Consider the following 11,180-nt stretch of genomic DNA (forward strand, 5'->3'; position numbering starts at 1 on the left):
TTAAGAATTTTTATCAAAAATAGTTGCATAGTAAATGAAGTAATTTTTTATTTTTTCTAATTCACTTAATTCCTTGCCCCTATTATTAATTACTTCAAACATAATTCCTATTTCCTTATCATATTTAGGAGTATAAAAAATAAATCCCAGCCTTTTGGTTACTACATTACAAATTATATCAATTTTTTTAAATTCCCTCTTAGCCATTTTTTAAAGATAATCTTAGCAGCTCTTATGGCTTCCTCACTCTTCAATTCTGAAACTGGTGAATCTCCATCAATTATTACAGACTTATAAAATTGATTAACTTCGGCATTTGGTTCTAATACAAGTTGTTCATCTCCTGTTTGACCTCTCCATAGAAAAATATTTTTGATATTTTCAAATCTATTAATATCAATTTCATAAATACATTTTAATAGTATTATTAGAGTTGTTAGCCTGTGTTGCCCATCTACAATTTCAAACTTGTCTGGATTATCTGGACTCTGAGCAGAAGCGACTATTGTCCCAGTATAATGCATATGATCTGACGCATAGAGGTTTTCGATATCTTTGATTAAATCATTTATCTGTTTATCTTCCCAGGAAAAGCCCCTTTGATAGTCTGGGATAATAAAATTTCGATCTTGAAATATCTGTTCCAAATTAACCAATTTAACAGGTTTAATCCTTTCTATTTCCATAAGGAGTTTATTTTATCCGTAAGTTGATTTTTAATATTTCGAATATCATTTGCTATTTCAATAAAATGCCATTCAGGATAATTGTATTTTTCTTTCAAAGCGTTTACTGCAGGCAACCATCGGTTTTCAACAAACCATTTCTTTTCTGCCTTATCCCTATTCATTCCTGTAATTTCTATTATCAAATGTTTTAAACTACCATCCTGTGATTTAACTTTAACTATAAAATCAGGAAAATAATTTTTGCCTTTCCCATCTACAACATAAGGAATTGCAAACCCTAGAAACTGGTTCTTTACATAACTTATTACTCCTATTTCTTCCAATGTTTTGGCACATATTGCCTCCCAATTACTATCCATAACTACATAATTCACATGACTGCGAGTGGTGGGGTAAATCTCTTTTACTGTATTGCCATTCACATATTTAGTACTACTGAATTTATTGTAATAATTAAAAACCGGTCTTACAAATTCTTTGGTATTCTGCTCCGGATTAATTCCCCTGCGAATATGATCTACAATAGTTTTTGGATCATCAAATAAAAGGAGCTTCTTGTATTTTTGATCTGCATTTAATACCACAACTTTTTTTTCATACCATTCTGTAACAGCATTCTTCAGCTGATTAAACTTATTAAATTGTGGTGCGCCTTCATCATTGCTATAATGAATATTTAGCAACTCCTTTGTTAATCCGAAAATTATTTCAGCATCCCGTTTTTCCAGAACTGTTTGAATCTCCATTTCAATTTCTTCAGACGAAAAAGCAGTTGCCATCTGTGTTTTAATGGGTGTTGTATCTCCGCGTATTTCATAATTTTCCAACCCGGCAAAATCATATTCTATTGGAGAGGAAAAATTTTCGATGCGATAACCAGTAACGTTTGGAAAAATTATTTCCATTTCTTCTTGCCTATCAGGTAAAGCGGTAATATGTTTTAAATCTATTGGAGGTGGAGGAGGTTCACTTGTTCCACCTTTAAACATTTTAAATGGAACACCAATTATATGTGCATATTCAGGTGGGAATTTTTCTATTACTATTTTTCGTTTGTCATCTGTTGCATTTCCATCCTTATCATATCCCTGCAAAAAGTAATTCATCCTTCTTAAAGCCCTTCCTGCAACCTGTTCACACAAAAGCTGGGAGCCAAATGCTCTTAAACCCATAATATGCGTCACAGTATTTGCATCCCAGCCCTCTGTTAGCATACTAACACTCACCACGCAACGAATATGCGAACCTAATTTTCCTTGTTTACCAACAGTATTTACTACTTCACGTAATATTTCAGCATCAGTAATTCGCGCTGCACTTCCCTGACCATGAATTCTTGAATAATCGTTTTTAAACTCCTCAATCTCAGAAGTAAATATCTTCTTAAATTCTTCATTTATCTGATCACCATTGTCTAATGCATCACTATCGATGAGCAAAGTTGGTGGACGTTTTAAAGGTTTATTTGTTGATTGATCATAATTACTGAATAAGGGTTTTGCACCTGTAGTTGTAATTAATTTACCGGTTTCATCTTCATACTCATAACCAGCTATATATTTATAAACCTCTTTAGAAACGGAGGTGTTATTGCAAACCAAAATAAAAACAGGAGGTGGTGAAAATAGATTTTTTTGTTCCTCTTGATTTTTACGATGGCCGTCATAATATTCTTCATAGTGTTTGTAAAATTGATCTAACGCACCTTTAACAAGCGAATGAAGTTTGGGAGGAAGTTCTTTCAGCTTTGCTCCTTCTTCCTTTGCTTCAGATTTAGCTTTTTTCTGACCTTTCCGCGGAAAGGCATTTGGATCTTGCTCTACCACTTTCCTGTATAGATCTCTTAATACAGGCATTTCTATATCCTGTGTGCTATCACTCTCCGGTAGAAAAGGAATCTTTACTAATCCGCTTTCAATTGCTTCAATCAATCCGAAATCGGATACTACCCAAGGGAATAAACTATAAGGTTTATATCCAGAACCTTGCAAATAATACGGGGTAGCAGATAAGTCATATACATTTTGCAGTTTAAATCTTTTAGAAATTTCAACTAATCCGTTAAACCAAACTGCAGCCCTTTCATTTTCATCCGCTTCCTCATTGTCCGTTGTTTTACCCTTTGATTTTGGTAAATAACAGTGATGGGCCTCATCATTCATAATTAACAATCGGCTACCGGATTTAAATTTGCTCAGTGTTCTTTTAACAACCTGTGCAAAATTTTCTTTGTTGCCAGTATCAATTTTTTTGCCTTCCAAATTTACTTTACCATCAAAGGGACTGCGCTTATTTCCCTGAAGAATTTTTGTCTCAAATGTATGGTAATTTGTAATTATTAATCTTGCGTTGAGATTTTCTAGCCTGTGTTCCAAATTTTTAGGCACTAAATATCTTTCATAATAATAATCAGCTTTATTAAATTGGTTTTTGGTATCAACAAACAATACACCTAATCTATCTTTAATAGTGACTCCAGGTGCGACAATTAAAAAATAGTCCGCAAATCGAGTATCATTTCTATATTCCTGCCTGTTGAAATAATGGTATAAAATAAAACAACCCATTACAACTGTTTTTCCGGAACTTTTGCCATTTTAAAGGCGATACGAGACAATTGATAATTACTATCTTCACTTACTGATTGCTGAGCTAAACGAATTTGATTTAAAATATTTTGTCCTGCGTTAGATTTATCAGCTACTTCATTCAACCAGATTGCAGTTTCAACAGCTTCACGCTGAGCAAAAATATTTTTTTAATGGAGACTCTTTCCGGATTTTCAAACCAAAATTGCAGAAGCTCTTTTGTTACCCTTGTAGTATTTGGATATTTTTCTTCCCGCCACTTCCCTATTTCCTTTCTACAAAGATTGATCAATTGATCGCCATATTCTTCAGCAAAATCATTGACTTCGAACATGGAAGATTGAGGTCCTTGTTTGTTTGGGATCACTTGGATATCCGGCGTAAAAATTCGTCGGCCTTTTCGAATGTCGGTATAGTTCAATGAACCATCTGCGTCAGTTGCATAATGCAAAAGAGGTTCGTCATATGGGCTATTTAGAATCGGGTTGTCAGAGGGCATTTGCTCCTATATGTGGTTTAGTCTAGTGGCATAATGATAGGGGATTTATGTTGGAAATACAAGATTTAACCCAAAAAGCGGTTCAAATTCACTATTTATAGGTAATCTCAACCCTAAATTTAGGTTTGATAGAGCAAATTGACCAATGTGGATGGAGATTTTGATTTTAGGGTAGTAAGAATGCAAATTTTATATGATCTATTTATAAATATATAACATATCTAATTGATTTATAATGGTATATAGAATATTTTGCATGATTTTTGAACCAATTTCTTTGTAATTTTGTATTATTTCTATAAATTTGAACATTATTTATATATGACAAAGCTTAAGGACTTTAGAAATAACTTGAAAACAGGTGAAGTTTACCGGAGGGAAGACCTTGAAAAATGGTCAAAATCAGTGGACAGACACCTGAAAGAGCTGTTGGATGAAGAAGTGCTTGTGAAACTCTCACAGGGCCTATATTATATGCCGATGGTTTCAGTTTTCGGAAAAACACCACCAGACGAAACTGCTCTTGTAACAGCTTTTTTAAAAGAGAAAAGGTTTGTACTTACTTCTTTTAATGCTTATAATTCTTTAGGTGTTGGAACAACCCAGCTTTATAATGAAAGGATAGTGTATAATCACAAACGACATGAGATAGTAAGATTGGGAGGGCGAACTTTTAATTTCAAAAAGAGACCAGATTTCCCTTTAAAAGCAAGTCAGGAGTTTTTATTAGTGGATTTGGTTAACAATCTGGACCAACTTTCAGAAGATCAAAACAAAATTTTAGAACGGGTAAAGTCAAGAGTATTATTGGTGAATAAAACGCAAATGAAAAGATCACTTACGAGGTTCGGAAATGTTAAAACCAAAAAACTGTTAATGCCTTTATTAAATCAAAACCTTCCTTAATGAACTTAGATTATTTACACAATCACGCGGAATTTAAATCATTATTAGAAATCCTTGAGTCAGAAAAAGGAATAAATGCAAGTTTAATTGAAAAGGATTATTGGATAATGCATGTTTTATATAGTTTAAAAAGCTTGGTTATGAATTTGAATTGAAGGGAGGCACATCCTTATCAAAAGGTTTCGGAATAATTAATAGGTTCTCTGAAGATATAGATATTCATATAAAACCACCAGATGCATTGAATATAAATGAAAATCCAAATAATGAAAGTAAAAAAAATTTAGATACCAGAAAAAAATTCTATGATAAATTAGCAGAAGAAATTAAAATTGAAGGTATAATATCAATTAACCGTGATGAACAATTTGATTCCCACAATTACTTAAGTGGTGGGATAAGACTTTCCTACGATGCTAAAATTCCAAGTATTGAAGGAAGCAAGGAAGGAATATTGCTTGAGGTAGGTTTCGATACGGTAACGCCAAATATACCCCGAACAATTAGTTCTTGGGCTTATGATAAGGCCAGTTCGAATCTTGGTGATGTTTTTATTGACAACCGTGCAAAAGATATATTATGTTACCATCCTGGTTATACTTTTGTCGAAAAATTACAAACAATTATTAGGAAGTTCCGAAAAGAACAGGAAACTGGTATTAGAAACAAAAATTTTTTACGACATTATTCAGATGTTTCAGATCTATTAAATAACCCGATTGTAAATGAATTCATAGGCACTGAAGAATATGAAGGGCATAAATTAAAAAGAATAAATGGCAAAGATTCTGAAGTATCAATTTCTTCAAATGAAGCTTTCCTTTTGAACGATAAAGAATTACTAGAGGAATTAAAAAAAAGGTTCTTGGAGACCAAAAATTTATATTATAAAGGACAACCTAATTTTGAAGAAATAATAAACAATATTAAAACCAATCTTCCACGTTTGTAAAAGGTTAAAATCTTTAGCTCTCTTCGATAATTATCACTTCCTAATACAGAAAGTAAGAACCATTGCTATACTCGTGTTTGCATACTTGAGGTACAAAAAGGGTCAAATTTGAAGGTTTTTGTATTTTTGTAAAAAAAGATATGTACGGGACTGTAATGCGGTTTGACCCATCTAAATATAAACCATACAAAATGTATGGGAAGGAAGTTTATTATGCCATTAGCGGTGCGCAGGAGAAAAAAATAATTGATGCAAGAAAACAATACGACGTGGAAAATAACAGCGAGCTGCCCGATGATGTTACAGTTGAGGCATATCGAGCTACTGTAAATGAGCTAAAGGAGTTACATTATGTTAAATCAGAATTGGGTACAACCATTAATAAATATGAACTTGTTTTAGACGAATCAATGCAGTTTGAGGTTAATGCAAATGAAATAGATGGACTTTGGTATCAAGGATAATATTCGTATTTAATTTACGTTTTTATTTGTTTTTTTATTCAGTTTCTACAATCAATCATAACAGTTCCCCCTTGATTGATATAAACTTTATTTACCCTTGAATCATTGTGGTAGTGCTTCTCTAAATCTTTCCTTAAATCCTCATACACTTTATCTTCTACAGATTTTTCAATTTTTACATTAATTAGCCTACCCATCGGCATTATAGTGTATAAACCATCACTTGTTGTTTTGGCATATTTCAGACCATTCATTCCATAACTTTCAAATGTAGTATGTAATGATTCAACAAAGGCATCAGTTTCTTTGTATAATTCCTTTTTATTATTATCGCATCCAGTAATTATAAATACAGTAATAAGATAGAAAAATAGTTTTTTCATTTATACAAATTTTAGAGTGTATGTTTTTCAAATTAAATAAAAGTAAATACTACCAATTTTGCAGGGTGGTTTAAAGTTATTTCGATGTTTTATAAAAAAATATACTTTCACTATACAAATTACCCTTAATATACTAAGATTAAAGGCATTTTGGGCGACTGGTAAAAAAATATTATTATTTTAACTCTTCAATTTTAGTTTTCGCCCCATTAAAAGCAGCTTCGATAAGTGCAAAATCATTTATAAAAATATTTGTATCTGAACCATATTTTTCAAGTTTTATGAACCATTTTATTGAACCATCACTTACGTAATAGCCTATTTGAGCGCCATCCTCTGTTACAAATTTGTTTTCTAAATAATCAGGGTTCATTGCTAAATCAGTTACAGATGCTTCTTTAAGTAGTGAAAGTGCTTTAATAACCTCCAATAAATCTGAATATTCAATTGATGCTTTTTTCGTGCTATACTGTGTTGATTTTTCCATTTGATAAAAATACAATGTGTCTGAACCGCTTGCTAATATTCTTACCTTCGTTTCTGCAAATGCCCCCAATGTTAACTTTATATTTGGCAGTTCGTAGTCAATAAATTTAATAATAGTTCCAGTTTTTGAGGCAAAAGCATCAATTTTGGTTTCCTCGCTTTTTGCATCTTGTCCATAAAAAAATGTGCAACTTGTTACCATTAAAAGGCATGTAAATAAAACGTTTCTCATAAAAGTGGGTTTTTGATTAAAAGATTTATTAGCTGGGAAAGGTAGTAAAATTTTAATTATGATCAGGTTACTTTCCGATACAAAAAATAGTGAACCCTTATATATCAGGGCTTTCCGAAGATTGGGCAACAAATAGCCAACAACAACTGATTAAGCAAGGGAAAACGCTACACAAAGAAAAGAAAAATATTTGTTCATGCAAGGGTGTGCTGTGCCTTATCATAGACAAAAGCAAAGATAAGATTTCTACTTACCTAAGTTGCTTTGCAACTGTTTCCCGTTGCAAGCCCATGTACTGGCAAAACTCATCAACAGTAACAACTTGGTGCTGCTGCTTCTTAAAGTGATCTTTAATCTTCTTGATGAGGTTTCTTCCATACCTGTCGCTTCTGCCTGTGATTACCTGAATGTCCTTCGGATAAATGCACAGTCTATTCATTATTTCAATTATACTTCTTAATACACTATCCATACCGATGATATACTTCAAATATGAAAGTGATACTGCAAATATAAATCATTTTCATAGGCGGTGAAAGTGTGTTTGTTGGAATAATGCGGAAGAAACGGAACGGATGACTTTCAACTTTTGCATAGCCTGAATACTGCTTCTATTTTTGTTTTCAAATGCTGATAAAACAGCTAAAAAAGAAACGGTTTTACTAACTCATAAAAATTTTAAGCAATGGCAAAATTAAAAGGTATTCTAAAAATTGAAGGAACTCTGGATGAGTTAACCTTCTACAAAACACAAGATGGCCACCTGGTGAAAACCAAAGGTGGTGTTTCTGCTGACCGTATTGCAAATGACCCAAATTTTCAACGTACCCGTGAAAACGGTAGTGAATTTGGAAGCTCCGCAACTGCCGGTAAAGTTCTTCGCAATGCAGTTCGTAATTTGATGATGAACGCTGCTGACAATCGTGTTACCAGTCGTTTAACGCAAATCATGACGCAAATCAAAAATTACGATGTGGCTTCTCCTCGTGGTGAACGTACCGTTGCTGATGGTATTGCTGATCCTGCTGCATTGGCTTTGTTGAAAGATTTTGATTTCAACGACAAAGCTCTTTTGAGTGGTGTGATGTTTGCACCCTTTACGGTTGTGCCTCTTACCGGGGTAATCAACATTCCTGCCTTTGTGCCGATTAATGATATTTCGTATCCTTCAGGTGCTACGCATATCAGCATGAAAGGTGCTTTTGCAAATGTTGACTTCACCAATGAAATCAGTGCAATTGAGTACAGTCCTGTTACCAACTTGCCGATTGATGGAACCAACACTCCTGTAACACTTACTCCTGCCGGTGTTCCCGCTGGCACAGGAACAAAGTTTTACCTGTTGCTGATTGAGTTCTTTCAGGAAGTGAATGGTATTCAGTATTCGCTTAAAAATGGCTCATACAACGTGCTGAACATCGTTGATGCTGCGTAAAAATTGTTCGTTCTTTCAGTTAGGAAAAAGCCCTGCCGATTTGGTGGGGCTTTTTCTTTTAAGCAAAGCCCCTAAAAGGGCAATGCTGAAAGCTGGCGAACACCTGATGGATAACGCCAAAGGCAACAACCACAAGGAAGGCGATAAACCCTAACGCCTGTGTGATGCTGGGCAATGATAGCCGACTTGCGAACATAGCGGCTATATGCATGAGGTGAAAGCTGCAAGAACTGATGAAGGACCTGCGGAGTAAATGGGCAAATGCCTGGATGGCTGCCGGAACTGATACGAGGATGCTTTTGCATAATAAATAAATTTTATGTGCATCTCTCAGCATGGCGGATAAAAAAACCAAAAGGAAACGGAATAAATGATAGCCTTGTGCGGTGGGTCTGTGTTTATGCCGTAGTCTTTTGGTTTTTTTAGGTTGGCTTTGTGCGTCTGCCCGCCATGCTACCTTTGCACATTAAAATTTATTTATGCAACGAGCAGTATCATGTAAGGGGCTGCCCTACATTTTGCTTTTTAAGTGCCGGTATATCATGGCTCTTTTCAAATCATTGATTAAAGCCAATTGCTGCCGGATATTCTTTTCCCTTTCTTCCAGCTGCTTGATTTTATCAACTGTTGCGGTGTATTCGCTTTCCTGTGTGCTTACCACTGCTGCCTGAGTGCTTACCTCTTGCTTAAATTCAGCAATCCGAATAAACGGAATAACGGAACCAGTGAGCAACTGATGAAAATGCTTTGCTTTCCACAAACCGAATAGCAGCCAGAAATAAAAATCCTTTTGCTTTTGATTTTTGCAGATGCAAACAAATGAATTTGGACATGGTGCAGTAAGAGGCTTACCGCTGTTTAATCCTTTGCAAAGGATGTAAAACTCAAACTCTGTGGCTTGATTTTTTGGGCTGTACGTTTGAAACTTTGGACTGTGCATAGCAAGAGCATTTAATTTTGCTCCGCTTCGCTTCGCATACACTTTTAAAAGAAGAAAGAAAAAAACCGAAAAAAAAAGAAAAAAGAAAGCCATTTGAAAGGGCGGCAAATGCAAAAAACCAAAAGGAAACGGAATAAATGATGGCCTTGTGCGGTGGCCTTGTGTTTATGCCGTAGTCTTTTGGTTTTTTAACTGGGTGGGCTTGTGTGTGCCGCCCTAACTTTGCTTTGTTTTTTATTTTTAAAATTATGCCCCTACAAATTGCTGTTCTATTGCATTTCTAAAACGTGTAGTTATTTGTAGGTGTATTCCTGATATATTGCAGTGCCGAAGTTTTTTTTCTTCATCAGGCAGATTTTCAATAAAAGTAATTACATTTTGAATTGTAAACTGTTGATTAAGTTGCATCAGTAAATCTAGGCGAAAAGTCCGACCAAAGAACTGCATCAAATTTCTTTTCTTCATTCCATTGGCGAATTAAATCTATTGCAAACCCATTTGCTTGCCTTACCAGCTGAGTGTTATTTACAAAATCAATAAATCCAATATTATTAATATTCACCGTACCTTCTCGTGCTCGTAAATTTTCCCTGGCATCATTGAAATTATCAAATGCTGATTGAGCATACAGAGTTGTTACGTTATCAAAGGTTGGCTTTATTACAAGTGTTAAACGATTTCCGGTTGATATTCTTGCAAATTCAATCGGCAGTGCTGGACCATCTTTAAACCATTCGTTTGTTGTTTCAAAATACGAGGGTCCCAATACAATGAACCCCAAACCAATATTGCTATTCTCATAATGCCTTATTTGCTTTATAAGGAAATTGCATTTGGCAGAACTTCAACTGTTAAGCCAGATTCATCAACTATCCTTTGTACTTCGGTACGATCGCAATTTAAACCAGGTTGAACCTTAATTGGCAGCAAAGCACCCCAAGGACTTACGAAGTCTAATTCAATGTACGGAATAGTATTATGATACTGTACAATAAAAGGGAATGGATAATCATCTGAGAACCGCTTCACCAAATACCTTGTTTCACATTCATCATCAAAGGCTGAATGAATATAGAAAGAACCAAATTTTGAAATAGAATTAAAAACAAAAGGCTTTCCAAACACCGTATTGATACGTTCAATGAGTTTAGAGACAAGTTGCTTATTTACTGAATATGGAGAGTTTGGGTAATATACTGTTCTAAAATCAACATGAGTTGTAACAATATCAAATATTAACTTAACTCCAGTACCCATCTTTCCAAAATGCTGCCACATACCTCTTTTAATATCAATTGAAGGCTCTTTGTTTTCAGTTTAAGGAAAGGTAAAACAAATCATTCATCAACGCTTTTCCGAGTTGAAGCATCAATTGGTCTTTTGAAACCTTCAATATCATGATCTTCATAAAATAAGGCAAACTCGAGATCATCCTTCCGTTTAATAGTAGAAGTAAGGCGAATCTTTTTACTTTTAAGGATTGATTCAAGTGCCACCAAGTCGGTAAAATGTGCATATTCACCATTAGGAGCTGGCTGATAGTAATAATTATAAATAATTTTTTCGTCAACCCCTTATCAATGGGCATACCGATGCCTGTATTACC

The 11,180-nt window shown here is 34.3% G+C and carries 11 protein-coding genes and 2 pseudogenes; 5 read left to right on the forward strand and 8 right to left on the reverse strand.

The features are described 5' to 3' along the window. The 3 genes and pseudogenes from IPI31_19785 to IPI31_19795 form a co-directional block, all read right to left on the reverse strand. Positions 1–207, reverse strand: coding sequence for a hypothetical protein (locus IPI31_19785; protein ID MBK7570056.1), 207 nt, complete (start codon positions 205–207; stop codon positions 1–3). Continuing rightward, positions 174–686 (reverse strand): DUF262 domain-containing protein, encoded by a 513-nt coding sequence (locus tag IPI31_19790; GenBank protein ID MBK7570057.1) that lies wholly within the window; start codon positions 684–686, stop codon positions 174–176. Before IPI31_19790 ends, IPI31_19785 begins: the two co-directional genes overlap by 34 nt. Continuing rightward, positions 677–3,776 (reverse strand): annotated as a pseudogene (locus IPI31_19795) (DEAD/DEAH box helicase family protein). Before IPI31_19795 ends, IPI31_19790 begins: the two are co-directional and overlap by 10 nt. A gap of 321 nt (positions 3,777–4,097) precedes the next feature. On the opposite strand from IPI31_19795, the gene IPI31_19800 reads away from it, so the two are divergent. From IPI31_19800 to IPI31_19810, 3 genes and pseudogenes are all read left to right on the forward strand, one after another. Further along, entirely contained in the window at positions 4,098–4,682 is a 585-nt protein-coding gene (locus tag IPI31_19800; GenBank protein MBK7570058.1) for a hypothetical protein, read from the forward strand. Beyond that, a pseudogene (locus tag IPI31_19805) lies at positions 4,682–5,634 on the forward strand (nucleotidyl transferase AbiEii/AbiGii toxin family protein). The gene IPI31_19800 and the pseudogene IPI31_19805 overlap by 1 nt, the downstream one beginning before the upstream one ends. A 140-nt stretch (positions 5,635–5,774) precedes the next feature. After that, complete coding sequence (locus IPI31_19810) at positions 5,775–6,098, forward strand: hypothetical protein (protein MBK7570059.1); 324 nt, start codon at positions 5,775–5,777, stop codon at positions 6,096–6,098. A gap of 38 nt (positions 6,099–6,136) precedes the next feature. Here the strand turns inward: IPI31_19810 and IPI31_19815 are convergent, their stop codons facing one another. Beyond that, positions 6,137–6,481, reverse strand: coding sequence for an ABC transporter (locus tag IPI31_19815; protein MBK7570060.1), 345 nt, complete (start codon positions 6,479–6,481; stop codon positions 6,137–6,139). 175 nt (positions 6,482–6,656) lie between these two features. Next, entirely contained in the window at positions 6,657–7,199 is a 543-nt protein-coding gene (locus IPI31_19820) for a hypothetical protein (protein MBK7570061.1), read from the reverse strand. A 685-nt stretch (positions 7,200–7,884) separates the two neighbouring features. Between IPI31_19820 and IPI31_19825 the strand changes: the two genes are divergently transcribed. Both IPI31_19825 and IPI31_19830 read left to right on the forward strand, forming a co-directional pair. After that, the gene (locus tag IPI31_19825) at positions 7,885–8,634 is read left to right on the forward strand and encodes a hypothetical protein (protein MBK7570062.1); all 750 of its coding nucleotides are present in this window, start codon (positions 7,885–7,887) and stop codon (positions 8,632–8,634) included. Further along, a complete protein-coding gene (locus tag IPI31_19830; protein ID MBK7570063.1) occupies positions 8,624–8,788 on the forward strand; it encodes a hypothetical protein in 165 nt (54 codons plus the stop codon). Before IPI31_19825 ends, IPI31_19830 begins: the two co-directional genes overlap by 11 nt. 357 nt (positions 8,789–9,145) lie before the next feature. Here IPI31_19830 and IPI31_19835 read toward each other — a convergent pair whose 3' ends face one another. The 3 genes from IPI31_19835 to IPI31_19845 all read right to left on the reverse strand — a co-directional run bounded on the left by IPI31_19835 (position 9,146) and on the right by IPI31_19845 (position 10,852). Further along, positions 9,146–9,574 (reverse strand): hypothetical protein, encoded by a 429-nt coding sequence (locus IPI31_19835; GenBank protein ID MBK7570064.1) that lies wholly within the window; start codon positions 9,572–9,574, stop codon positions 9,146–9,148. A gap of 397 nt (positions 9,575–9,971) precedes the next feature. Further along, complete coding sequence (locus tag IPI31_19840; protein ID MBK7570065.1) at positions 9,972–10,355, reverse strand: hypothetical protein; 384 nt, start codon at positions 10,353–10,355, stop codon at positions 9,972–9,974. A 35-nt stretch (positions 10,356–10,390) separates the two neighbouring features. Continuing rightward, complete coding sequence (locus IPI31_19845; protein MBK7570066.1) at positions 10,391–10,852, reverse strand: DUF2971 domain-containing protein; 462 nt, start codon at positions 10,850–10,852, stop codon at positions 10,391–10,393. Positions 10,853–11,180: the final 328 nt, after the last annotated feature.

The organism is Bacteroidota bacterium, from assembly GCA_016706865.1.
Taxonomy (GTDB): Bacteria; Bacteroidota; Bacteroidia; order Chitinophagales; family BACL12; genus UBA7236.